This is a genomic window from Chromobacterium sp. IIBBL 290-4, assembly GCF_024207115.1.
Taxonomy (GTDB): domain Bacteria; phylum Pseudomonadota; class Gammaproteobacteria; order Burkholderiales; family Chromobacteriaceae; genus Chromobacterium.
This window is the reverse complement of sequence record NZ_CP100128.1, coordinates 2,216,713-2,228,260: the sequence shown is the minus strand read 5'-3', so window position 1 is coordinate 2,228,260 and position 11,548 is coordinate 2,216,713. Positions and strand designations below refer to the sequence as shown.

General features: G+C 56.5%; 7 protein-coding genes. All 7 read right to left on the bottom strand.

Annotated elements, in window-relative coordinates:
* Positions 1-46: 46 nt before the first annotated feature.
* Positions 47-898, bottom strand: coding sequence for a 4'-phosphopantetheinyl transferase family protein (locus NKT35_RS10230; RefSeq protein ID WP_254300986.1), 852 nt, complete (start codon positions 896-898; stop codon positions 47-49).
* A 49-nt stretch (positions 899-947) separates the two neighbouring features.
* Entirely contained in the window at positions 948-4,046 is a 3,099-nt protein-coding gene (gene ileS, locus NKT35_RS10225) for an isoleucine--tRNA ligase (protein WP_254300985.1), read from the bottom strand.
* Positions 4,047-4,195: 149 nt separating this feature from the next.
* A complete protein-coding gene (locus NKT35_RS10220; protein WP_254300984.1) occupies positions 4,196-5,050 on the bottom strand; it encodes an alpha/beta fold hydrolase in 855 nt (284 codons plus the stop codon).
* Complete coding sequence (locus NKT35_RS10215) at positions 5,047-8,691, bottom strand: beta-ketoacyl synthase N-terminal-like domain-containing protein (protein ID WP_254300983.1); 3,645 nt, start codon at positions 8,689-8,691, stop codon at positions 5,047-5,049. The genes NKT35_RS10220 and NKT35_RS10215 overlap by 4 nt, the downstream gene beginning before the upstream one ends.
* Positions 8,692-8,708: 17 nt before the next feature.
* Positions 8,709-9,443 (bottom strand): polyketide synthase, encoded by a 735-nt coding sequence (locus tag NKT35_RS10210; RefSeq protein WP_254300982.1) that lies wholly within the window; start codon positions 9,441-9,443, stop codon positions 8,709-8,711.
* A gap of 63 nt (positions 9,444-9,506) precedes the next feature.
* Positions 9,507-10,274 carry an enoyl-CoA hydratase/isomerase gene (locus NKT35_RS10205; protein WP_254300981.1) on the bottom strand — a complete coding sequence of 256 codons (768 nt, stop codon included), beginning with the start codon at positions 10,272-10,274 and terminating at the stop codon, positions 9,507-9,509.
* Positions 10,271-11,539, bottom strand: coding sequence for a hydroxymethylglutaryl-CoA synthase family protein (locus NKT35_RS10200; RefSeq protein WP_256493444.1), 1,269 nt, complete (start codon positions 11,537-11,539; stop codon positions 10,271-10,273). The genes NKT35_RS10205 and NKT35_RS10200 overlap by 4 nt, the downstream gene beginning before the upstream one ends.
* Positions 11,540-11,548: the final 9 nt, after the last annotated feature.

Sequence of the window (11,548 nt, the reverse complement as noted above, 5' to 3'; positions counted from 1 at the left end):
GACAATGCGCGATGAGCATAGCTGAATTCGCTTGCCCTTCAACCTATCACTCTTGATAGGCGCGCAGCCTGGATGCGCCCAGCAAAGCCATGTCTGACGGTGAAAAAATAGGAAAAGAAGTAGCGGGCAGCACGCCGCCCAACGCACGTCCAGCGGCGTCACCGGCAAGGGCCGGCACCGCTCCAGCAACCTCAACCTGGAACACGTTTGCCTTGTCACTCATCGCCGCGAGCGCCAACCGATAATCGCCGAATAAGGACCACGACCAGAAATGCCAACGGCACGGGTCGCTATCCGCCGCGTCGAAAAGGATGTCGCCGCCGTCTGCGTCAAGCCTGAAATGGAATGAATCCAAGGCAATGGACAAGCCCTGCCCCCGCGCCTTGACGTAGGCCTCCTTCAGCGTCCACAGCTCGAAAAAACGCCTGGGCTTGTCAGCCGATGGCAAAGCGCGCAGCCATTCGCGCTCTGGAACAGCAAAAAAGCTGTTAGCGAGTTCGAAAGTTGATCCCTCTCGTCGCAGGTTCTCCACATCGACGCCAACCGTGCCTTGGCGCGCCACCGCCACGACAATCAGTCCGTCGGTATGGGAAACGTTGAAATGCAGCGGTTGATCTTGCTCGGGTCCAGCAATCGCCGGTTTGCCGTAGGCGTCCTGAATGAACGTCCACTCCTCTGGCCGCACATCCGTATAGCAAGACAGGACGCAACGCACCAATGCCCGGGTCAGTAAAAACTGATGACGATGCTTGGGAAAATGAAAACGCCACCGCCTCGCTTGCTCGGGTTTGTCCAGCATGCGCTCGCAGCATTCCAGGCAGTCAGGATCGTTGATCGATGCGTCCAGGCACAACCAAAGGTGGATGTGATTTTCGGGCAAAGCCAGGGCAGCATTCATCCCACGCCTCGGACAAGCGGGCGCCCGACTGGCACGCCCGCCATCCAGATCAACTGCATGCCACCCGCCGCAGCTGGATCATGACATCCTCGCCATCGACCAGCTCTAGTTGGTTACTCACCAGCGGATCCTCCATATGACTACGGTGAATATTGACCGCCAGCAGTTGCCCCTTGAGCCAACTCTCGTGGCTCTCAAGTATCTGGTCGGTGCACGCTCCACCGCCGATCACCGCCACCTCGACGCGTTCTGAGTAGCCGAGCGTTGCCTTTTTGCGCAAGTCCTGCAGTCGTCGATTCAGCTCGCGCGCAGCACCTTCATGCCGCAGTTCGGGCGTGATGGTCAAATCGAGCCAGACCACAGCATTTTCGAAAATACCGACCCCGCTTCGTCCCGGTCGCACTAGCAGACGCCGTTCGAACTCATCGGCTTGGATTTCCTCTCCGGCCACCAACAACGTCCCGTGTTCCGTCTCAACGTATTCGCCGGCGCGCACGGTAGCCGCCACTTCCTTCATCTTGCCGCCCAAACGCTTACCGAGCAGCGGGTAACGCAGCACCACGGAGGCCTCGGTCCATTCCGAACCATCCGCCTCCCAATGAACCTGTTTGACGTTTAGCTCTTCCTGGAGGAACTTCGCATAGCGTTCAAGCACCGATTGCCCCACGCCGGCGACGCGGATGCTTTGCAATGGAATCCGTTGTGAAATGGCATGGGTTTCGCGAATGTTGCGCACGCAGCCAACGAGGCTACGAAGGCTACCCATTTCTTCCGCCAGGCTCGGCGATACGTATTCGGTGAGAGCCTCGGGCCAATGTTGCAAATGAACTGATTCCTCGTACCCCAGTTCGGCATACACAGCTTCGGCCAAAAACGGCATGAAGGGCGCGATCAGCTTGGCGAAGGTTGACAAGGCATAGTGCAGCACCTCATAACACTGACGCTTGTCGTCGTCGAACCCCTCGCGCCAAATACGTGGCTTGTTCAGTCGTAGATACCAGGTACTCAGTACATTTATGAACAGCTCGATGCGCGCATAGATCTTGGCGAAATCGATCTCTTCCATCCATTCCTCTATCTGCGCCTGCATGGATGCCAGTTCGTGCAGCAGATAGTGGTCCAGAACGTCATCGCCAGCCTTGTCCAAGCACCCTTGCGGCTTGAAGCCGTCTATTTCGGCGAAGGTGCGATAAAAATGCATACAATTCCAGAACAACAAGTGGTAGCGGCGTACCACGTCGCGCACCGACTCCTCATTGAACTTTATGTCCTCACCCCGACACACTGGTGATGCCAGCAACGCCACCCGCAACGCGTCCGAGCCGTGGGTATCCATCAAGTCCATCGGATTGGGGTAGTTCTTAAGGCGCTTGGACATCTTGCGTCCGTCCTTGGCCAAGATGACTCCATGGCACATTGCATTCTTAAATGGATGCGAATCGAAGCAACCAGTGGAAATCGCCACAAGTGTATAGAACCAGCCGCGCGTCTGGGCTAGGTATTCGACGATGAAGTCGGATGGGAACGCTTGTTCGAATTCCTGCTTGTTCTCGAACGGATAATGCCGGCTGGCGAAAGGCATCGAGCCGGACTCAAACCAGCAATCGAACACTCCGGAAACGCGGCTCATAGTACCGTTGCACGACTTGCAGGCGAAGCGATGCTCGTCGATGTGTGGTACGTGCAGATCGTGAACTTTCCTGCCCGAGCGCGCCTCAATCTCAGCGATGCTGCCCAGCACCTCGACACTATTGCAACAATCGCAGCGCCAAACAGGGATCGGAGCCCCCCAGAAACGGTTGCGGGACACCGCCCAATCGCGTGCGTTGCGAAGCCAATCACCGAAGCGCCCTTCCTTCACATGCTCCGGGATCCAATTGATCTGCGCGTTGTTTTCAACCAGCTGATCACGAAACGCGGACACCCGCACAAACCAAGACTCGACCGCGCGGTAGATCAACGGATTATCGCAACGCCAGCAATGCGGGTAGTTATGCTCGATGAGCGTTTGCTTCAACAGGGTTCCGGCCTGCTCCAGATCGGATAGGATGCGTGGCGACGCGTCGAAAATATTTTGGCCGGCATACGCCGCAACGGCTTCGGAAAACGTACCGTCGTCGCGTACCGGATTGGGCGCCGCCAGGCCATGTTTCGCGGCAAGCGAGGCGTCTTCCTCACCATATGCGGGTGCAATATGAACGATGCCCGAACCGTCCCCCGGCACTACGAAGCCGGCGGTCAATACCGGATGCCCCTCGGGGTCATAGGCATGACCGATCACCGGCAAGAAGCGCCGCCCAGACAGCTCCATTCCCGAGCAACGCTCAATTATGCCGAAATCATCATCAAGCACCCGAGGAATGCTTTCCTCGGACATCCACAGCCGCTCCCCACCATGCTCGACGCAAACATAGGTCATCTCGGCCGACACCGCCAGCGCCACGTTAGACGGCAAGGTCCACGGCGTGGTGGTCCAGGCAACGAAATAGGTTTTATCAGCGCCGATCACAGGAAACTTGACGTAGGCCGACATGTCACGCTTGGGCCGGAATGCATCGTCAAGACGCGCCTCGAAATTGGACAGCACGGTTTGACAGCGCGCGCAGTACGGCACGATCTTGCTGCCCTCATAGACATGGCCCCGATCATGCAAGGTTTTGAACCCCCACAACACGGACTCCATGTAATCGTTGTCCATGGTCTTATACGCACCGTCGAAATCGACCCAGCGCCCCATGCGGTTCACGAAAGCACGCCATTCATCAGCATATTTCAGCACCAGGTTTTGGCAGGCCTGGTTGAAGTTGCCCACGCCGTAATCGAGAATCTCGCGTTTCGATTTAAAGCCTAATGCCTTCTCCACCTCGAATTCGACCGGCAGGCCATGACAGTCCCACCCCCAGCGGCGTGGCACTTGGTGTCCACGCATGGTTCGGTAGCGCGGAATGACATCCTTGATGTAAGAGGTCAAGATGTGACCATAGTGCGGCAAGCCGGTGGCGAAGGGAGGGCCATCGTAAAAGACGTAGACCGGTTTGCCCTCGCGTTGGGAAATTGACCTCTCGAACGTCTTCTCGCGTTCCCAGCGCGCCTGCACCGCTTCTTCCATCTTGGGGAAATTCACTGAACTGCTCACTTCCTTACTCATCGATTTCTTACCTATAGATAAATACTGTAACCATACAATATCCTGAATCTCATAAGCATACGTAAAATTCCACACATATCCAAATTGGGCATTGCATCACAATAACAAATTCATCGCATTATTTTGTCAATACATCGGTTCTATAGAGACTAGTGGCTAGTAGTGGCGCCACGGGCCAAGAAAGACGTGAATATCTTCGCCACCCTCTCCGTATCGCTAAACAAATGGTAATGCCCCCAATCAGCAATGACTTCCACCGTGGCAGATGGCATGATCCCTGCCAAGGAAACCGAATCCTGGAATGCAACCATGGAGTCTTCGCATCCTCCGACTATATGGATCGGCGCCACGATGTCGGCGCACCATTCATTCGTCACCTCGGACTTCGATGAGCCATGAATCAGGTGCGCGTAACGCAGCAAAACCTCAGGCCCGCTTTTGAACGGCGCCTCCACCAGCTGTTGCAGGCGACGGTCACTCAATCCAGTGATTTTTGCCCCCACCTGATCGGTGTTATTGGCGAAAATCGAGTGGTAGAGAAAATCAAGCTTGGATTCGTCCTCGACCAGAATACGACTCACCTTGCCGATCGCGTCGCCAGACACGCCGCTATAGCGGCTACCGAAGTAATTTGGGCTGTTGAATAATACAAGTCCACATAGCTCTTTCTCTGTCTTGCCCTTGGCGAACGCCAAAGCAGTCTGAATACCGGTGCACCATGCAGAAATGACTACATTCTTGGGCGCGAGGCGCGATATCACGGCGGACAAATCGAACACTTGATCTTGCAAGGAATACTGGCGGTAACGTTCGTCATACGGCCCCGGCAGACCACGCCGATCCCAGGTAACGAAATTCAGACCACTTGCGAACAGTGACCGGGCCAGGTGCTCAGTCACGGCACTGGCGATTCCCAAGGCATTGACGAACACTACGGTTGTCCGATGTGCCTGCTCGGTCGCCATCACGTCAAGGTACAATCCATCGTGAGTCTTTACTTTCATGCCACGCCTTCTCCATTCATGCCAAATCGCTTCCGACTGGCTCTTTCCAGCACTCGACTGGAGTCCGCTTTGCGAGTCACGGCCCCGGGCAATGCGTCGATATCCCCCCAAATATGCTGCGAGCGCACATGCCAAGTCGTGACATACTCGCTGGCGGTATCCTGGTAGCTGAGGATGGCGTCAGCTCTATCCTTCGCCGCACGGCGGCAATAATCCTCTACCCCCCAGCCGTAGGCAGAAATCGCCAGCCCCGTGCCTAAGCCGGCGATGGGCGAGCCAGTTCCCGCCGCGTCGCCCACCAATAGCACGTTGCCCATGGCCAGTCGGTCAGCCGCGGTAAATCGCACGGGAATTCGATTCGTGACCCACTGAATGCCTTCGAAGCTTGCCTGTTGCTCAGCAGCGAAAAAAGCCGCCTTATCTTGCAATAGCGCCAACGACGGAGGGTCGTTTTGCCGCATATAGAGCGCTACGCCAAACTCACTCCGTTTCGGATAGAACAATCCGAAGGCACAGTTTTCAAGCACTCCTTCGCGATTGAAGTCAAATTCGTAGCACAGGGCTGACTCTCTTCTGTCAGTAGCGCAATGAAAGACGTACCAGTTTTCGACTCCTTTCGGCGATGCCACATCCCGATAGCGCACTCCCGCAGCCTGGGCATTCCGACTTCTCACGCCGTCGGCGATTACAATCAGCTCTGGATCCAGCGTGATCGAACTTCCCCTGGAATGATCGAGCCTAAGCCGGTAGCGCTCACTATCCGTATCATGGGCAACGACTGTAGCCTCCGCATCCGCAATGAAGTGAATACCTTGCGCCAAGGCTTGCTGCATCAGCACATCCTGCAAATCCGCCAGCGAGATGGCCATCACCGATTCGCCGACAAAGCCATTGCGAATCCATTCTTTGGTGTAGTCAATATCTGCATCGACATGCTCAAGCACTCCACGGGAAATCGCTCGCGCATAGTATTTCGTCCGCTGCCCAAGAAATTTGGCAAAAAAATCGTGGTTTCCAATACTGGAGCTGCGCGCCACAATCGCATCCAAAATGCCCGCGCGCTTCAAATAAGGCAGGGTATGCTCATACAGCGTAATCATCTGCATGCGATTGAAAACGGTTCGCTTCTCGACGACCGCCACTTGGTCGACTCCCCCGCGCTTGAGCGCCAGCGCGGCGATCAGCCCGGCCGGTCCTCCCCCGACCACGACAGCCCCATCAACCAGAGAGGAGGTGCTTGGCGTATCGGGCCAATCCGAGTCAGCCACCTGAAACGCATAACCCTTGCAGCGGTAATTTCCCAGCATGTCTGGCACGACGTAATCAAGATATTCCTTACCCAGCTCGCCATGCCCCTCCGCCATGCCGCGCACCTGCGTGTTGCTGGAGGAAGTCTCGGGCACGTACAACGCTCCGACGTATTCGATCAATTCGGCAACAGTCACGGCCTCAGCGAGGCGACCACCATCACGGCCCAGGTCCAGAAAATCGCATGTGTTGCACAGCATCGATACCAGCACAAGTTTGGTCACCGAGTTGAGGCCATAATCGGTCATCGCACGCTGTACCGACACCGTCTGAGGATCGAGCTGCAGCAATTGCCCGAAGTGACACAGCACCAGTTCGCGAATCGAAGCTTTCTGGGTCAGATTCGCGCCGGTATGCCGCTCTGGCTGTGTTTCCGCCGCTACTGAAACTGTCGGCTCAGACTCGCTTCGCACCTCCGGCACCCAACAAGGTACTTTCTGGAACGGATAGGTCGGCAAGGAAAGAAAGCGGCGCGCCCGCGGACCGCTCCAGCCGGTATGGCACGACTGCCAATCCACCACTTCCCCACGCACCCATCGATATGCGAGCGCATCGAGCCCACCTACGACCCGCGCTGACGCATCTCTATCTTCCGCTTCGCTCTCCACATTAAAAAAGTGACAGCGCGCCGGCCATTCTTTACGTATGCCCTTGAGGCACTCGATACTAGCCTCTAGTTTGGCGACCGCCGCGTTGACATCGTCCGCGGCCATGGCCAACCTGGACACCATGGACTCACGGCCCAGTTGCAGGGTATAGGCCAAGTCAGCAAAGTCGACCTCAGGCCGAGCTTGCAGATGTTCACGCATCGCACTCAGCACGGCGACCAGACGTTCGTCGCTTGCCGCGGAAAACACCAACAGGCGCGCGCCGGGCGTCTTGTCCGCGCCTTCCAGGTCCGCTTCCTCGACGTACTCTTCAAGAATCATATGACTGTTGGAACCGCCTGCCGCGAAGGTATTGATGGCAGCCCGACGTGGCGCAGCGCCTGGTGGCGCAGGCCAGGACTCAAGTCGGTCGAGCAGACGCAGCGCCCCGCCGTCGAATCGGATTTTCGGATTGAGCGGCAGGGCATGGATGCTCGGCACCCATAGCCGGTGCCGTAATTGCAACGCTACCTTGATAATCTGGGCTATGCCTGCGGCAGCTTCCGGGTGTCCAATATTCGCTTTGACTGAACCAACGACACATGGACGCAAACCGGGGTCGCGTGCGCCAAAGACCGCTTGTAGCGCAGCGAACTCTGCCGCATCTCCCAACGGAGCCCCTGAGGTCGACGACTCGACATAGTCGACAGCCTCCGGCGCCACCCTGGCCGATGCGAGGTTATGCCGCATCAGGTCGGCCATGGCATCTGAGTTGGGCACGCTGAAACCGGGGGTATAGCCTTTATGGCTGATCGACGTCGACTTGATAACTGCCACGATAGGGTCATTGTCGGCCAGGGCATGCGCCAACGGCTTCAATAGAACCGCACCGACAACCTCCGCAGGCAGGAAACCGTCCGTGTCGCCGAATGCCCTGACCGATGGATCTCTGGCCAGCAACTGTGCCTGGCTCAGCGCCACATACTTATATGGATGAATAGTTAGGTTGGCAGCCCCAGCGACCGCCAGTTGGCAAGCGCCACTCCTGAGGCTCTCGCAAGCGAGATGAATCGCCGTCGCCGCAGAGGAACACATGGAGTCGACGGCGATGCTGGGACCACGCAAGTCGAAAAAATGGGAGACCCGGTTCGCCATGCTCGCATGGGAAGACACCGCGAGGGTGGCCTTCTTGTCTGGATCGGTGTCGAATGCCTGATACTGCTGATACATCGAACCTGTGAACACCCCGACTGCGCCGTCGTAGCGTTCATGCAAACGTGCGCGCGTGTAACCGACATGTTCGAACAGTGTCCATACCACCTCCAGTAGAATCCGCTCCTGCGGATCCATCAGCATCGCTTCGCGTGGGGATATCTTGAAGAATATCGGATCGAAACGATCGACATCTTCGATAAATCCGCCCCAACGGCAATAGCTACGCCCTAGCGCATGTTTGTCCGGAGAATAGTAATCGGCCTCTCGCCAGCGGCTATTGGGAACCTGAATGATGCTATCCGCCCCCACCTTCAGGTTTTCCCAAAATGTCTCGACATCCGCCGCTCCCGGGAAGCGTCCGGCAAGACTGATGATGGCGATGTCTCCCTGCTTGGCAGCCAGCTCCTCGCGCGCGGGTCCGATGATATGCTTCCCAAGCAGCTCCGGTTCGGTCGCCGCCTTCAGATGGCGCTTGGCCTCATCCAGCGTGATCCGCCCGTCGCGCAAAGCCTCAAGTATGGATTTGGGCATCACGGTTTTTCTTCCTCTCAGCTATCAAATAAGGTCGAAATCCGGTGGCGCACTTCGGGCTGGTGCATGGTGAGCGCGTGCATGGCCAGCTCCTGCTCGATGATCGATGGCAATGCCGCTTGCAACTTGCGATTGAGATGACGTTTCAGCGTCATCAATGATAAACGCGGCTTGTCGGCCAGTTCTGCCGCGATGCCCAGGGCATGCGCCAGCACCTGATTGCGCGACAGCACAGAAAACGGCACCCCGCGCGCCTCCAAGGTTGCGCCGGAGTAGTTGGCCGCGCTAAGCAACATTTCATGGCCAAGACTCATTCCGAGTTTCTCAGGCATGATATAGGTCGCGCCCATGCCTGGCGTGAAGCCGTATTTCATGAAATTGGCGGCATAAAGGCTTTCCCGTCCCAGAATCACGATGTCGCAAAACAAACCCATGATCAAGCCTCCACCAATGGCATGGCCTTGCATAGCGGCAATCACCGGAATTCTGCAATTGCTGGCTAAGGTGTAAACGTCCGCATCGGTAAAGTGGCCATTGGTATCGTTCAGGGCCAAAAGCCCCTCGCGGGTGCCACCGCACGAAAAGTAGGGGCCGTAGCCGGTCAACACCACTGCCTTGTGCCGGTCCTCCTCCTCAATTCGGCGATAAGCACTTTGCAACCCCCCGATCAACGCAGGCGAAAACGTGTTCTTGTGCGCGCGATCCTGCATCGTCAACAAGACAACACCGCTCCCCCTATTCTCAAAACTCACGACTGGTTCCACTCTGATCCATCTTTCACCATGACGCACCGTCAAAGCCGCGTCGGATTGAAGTCAATGCGTTTCCCAAGGAAATGTACCGTGCTCCACGTAGCGGCAAATATTCTCGATAACCTGCCCGCTTGCAAAACTCTTGACGTTTTGTTCGATAGCTATCGTCCTGGCATCAGACGGCAAGGTTGCCAGCCGGTTCATGTAGGACTTGTATTCGGCAACGTTCGATTTCGACAGCCGCCGCAGACGAAGCAGTTGTTTGCGTAACAAAGCCTGGCTATCTGAGTCGACCGCGTCCACCAGCCCCCAAAGACATGCCTGCTCAGCTGAAACAGCTTGGGTTGATAAGGTCAGAAAGTGCGCGCGCTGAAATCCGACCCGCCGTATCAAGAACGGCAACACGCAGGCCGGAATCACCCCGAAAATTAGCTCCGATAAACTGAACTGTGCATCGCTTCGGGCGAGAACAATGTCACAGGCGGCGACAAACCCCACGCCCCCTGCGTTGGCTCGCCCCCTGACGTGTGCGATCGACACGAAATCGCCTTGCGTCAGCTGCTGCCACACTTCGTACAACAACTCCGGCTGATGCGCCTCGGCCACGCCACCGACCACTTGCTCGCGCAGACCATGAAAATCGGCACCCAGGCAAAATACGTCGTCACTGCCTTCGAGCACGACCACCACCGCGCGTTCGTCGCAGATTTTTAGCGCATCAAGGCATTCTTCGACCATGAGGCGATTCATGGTGTTAGCGGCATGCGGACGGTTGAGCGTCAAAAACGCCACTGTCCCTTCTATCCTGAATCCAATCGTCTGGTAGCTCACGGCTGAAACGCATACTCCCTGTGGTAATTCTGAATTCTCGTCAATAGCAACTTGCCAGCAACCGCGCCGGCCATGGAGGCGCTTTTGGTGATTGGACAGTCGATTTCCATGTTTTTTGTGCCGAAGCGTACGGCATGATTGCCCTCGAGAACCGACTCATACTCCTCGATCGACAAAGCATAGCGACGGTCAAGTTGATTAGCGATCAGCCGCTCGCGCACCAAACGCTGCCCTTCCGCCGTCACCGAGCCGCTGAAAAATTCCGAACAGCAGCCGGAGCCGTAAGAGAAACAACCAATCCGGCGGGGCGAACTGAAGTCACCTTCGCTAATAATGCCCGCCAAAGAGAGGAACACTGTTCCTCCCATGATGTTGCCGACGCGCTGACAAAAAGTCAGACCTGCGGCGACTCGCCGCTCAAAATCTGCGTCGATCTCACCAGGCGCCATCGGCGCGAATTTACGCATCATCGTCCGATGCGCCCCCTTGACCATGCCGCCGAATGGCGTATGAAAAGCCAGGTATTGGAAATCGCGCATATAGTCGACATCTTCGACACGATTCTGATACTCGATAAAAGCCTGCTGGCAGCAGTCCAAATACGACATTAAGGAAAGATCGGCGCTGCCAGCCTCGCTGTCTGGCTCCGGACGGCAGGTGTCCATCACTTCATAGCTGTAATATCCGCTGGCACCGACATCCAGACGAAACACGCGAGGGCGGTCACTGATGAGCATGGCTACTGCGCCTGCGCCGCCGCTGGGCTCGGAGAATGCCCATTCCGGGGCTTGGGCACCTTCTTTCCCGATCATCAGAAAACGACAAAGATCGACGGCAATGACTAGAGCCTTAGCCCCCGGAGATGCTTGGGAGAGAACGAACTGCACTGCGGTATGGAAACCGGCAGTGCCCGAATAACATGCTTGCTTTAACTCAAAAACCCGGCAGTTTTTCTTGAGACCGAGGTAGTCGTGGACATAAGTACTGATCGACTTGCCAAAGTCGATTCCCGATTCGGTGCATGTGATCACCAGCTCAATCCGATTTTTTTCTTCGTCGGTCAAAACGTCGACCAAGGGTTTGGCAGCATTCACTGCAAATGTCACCGGATCTTCGCTATGCAGCGCGACACTTTTCTGCTCCATCATCAAATTGTTGAAACGCTTGAGGTCGAGCCCGCGATGCTCTGCAAGACGTCTCACATCGAGAAATGCCCCTCCCCCGTATACATTCATGGCTTCAATGCCGACTTCGGTGACACTCATTTTGCGGAA